Genomic DNA, 324 nt, shown 5'->3' on the forward strand with positions numbered 1-324 from the left:
CCTGTCACGCAGGAGGTCGCGGGTTCGAGTCCCGTCCAGACCGTTTCATTATTTTTGTAAAACTTATATTTTCTTATATGGCTCGGTAGCTCAGTTGGTAGAGCAATGGATTGAAGCTCCATGTGTCGGCAGTTCGATTCTGTCCCGCGCCACCATGGAGGAGTAGCGAAGTGGCTAAACGCGACGGACTGTAAATCCGTTCCTTAGGGTTCAGTGGTTCGAATCCACTCTCCTCCATTTATAGGGGCATAGTTTAAAGGTAGAACAGCGGTCTCCAAAACCGTTAGTGTGGGTTCAATTCCTGCTGCCCCTGCCATTATATAT

General features: G+C 48.8%; 3 tRNA genes. All 3 read left to right on the plus strand.

Annotation, left to right across the window (positions count from 1 at the left end):
- Positions 1-79: 79 nt before the first annotated feature.
- Positions 80-155: transfer RNA gene (locus tag Q1X33_RS08020), tRNA-Phe, on the plus strand.
- A 1-nt stretch (position 156) separates the two neighbouring features.
- A tRNA-Tyr gene (locus Q1X33_RS08025) sits at positions 157-237 on the plus strand.
- A 5-nt stretch (positions 238-242) separates the two neighbouring features.
- Positions 243-316: transfer RNA gene (locus Q1X33_RS08030), tRNA-Trp, on the plus strand.
- Positions 317-324 lie beyond the last annotated feature (8 nt).

It is taken from the genome of Enterococcus sp. B2E4 (assembly GCF_030499455.1).
GTDB classification, from domain to species: domain Bacteria; phylum Bacillota; class Bacilli; order Lactobacillales; family Enterococcaceae; genus Enterococcus_D; species Enterococcus_D casseliflavus.